The organism is Alloprevotella sp. OH1205_COT-284 (assembly GCF_003859795.1).
Taxonomy (GTDB): domain Bacteria; phylum Bacteroidota; class Bacteroidia; order Bacteroidales; family Bacteroidaceae; genus Alloprevotella.
This window is the reverse complement of record NZ_RQYI01000085.1, coordinates 1-313: the sequence shown is the minus strand read 5'-3', so window position 1 is coordinate 313 and position 313 is coordinate 1. Positions and strand designations below refer to the sequence as shown.

The window sequence follows — 313 nt, the reverse complement described above, 5'->3', positions numbered from 1 at the left end:
GTAGGGATATTGCTTGAAGGCATAAAGATACCGTCAAGCGTGTCCACCCCGACCGTTTTTGTGCTTGTGCCGATAATCTGCTCATGTTTATGCTCGTTGATGTAGAACATCACGGGAATCCATTTCGAGTTTTGCACCGAGCGACGCACCATTGTCATCGGTTCGTACGATACGAAACTGATGTAGGTCAATGTGAGCCACGGCAACGGGTAGTATTGCTTGAAAAAGCCGTTACCCACCGAAGGCGGAACGGTAAAACCGTTATTCGTTACAGATGTGCCGAATTGCTCGGCAACCATCTCCATCCAATCTT

General features: G+C 48.2%; 1 pseudogene. It reads right to left on the bottom strand.

Features of this window, described 5'->3' with window-relative positions:
• Nucleotides 1-313 (bottom strand): annotated as a pseudogene (locus EII14_RS09135) (AraC family transcriptional regulator); the annotation flags it as partial.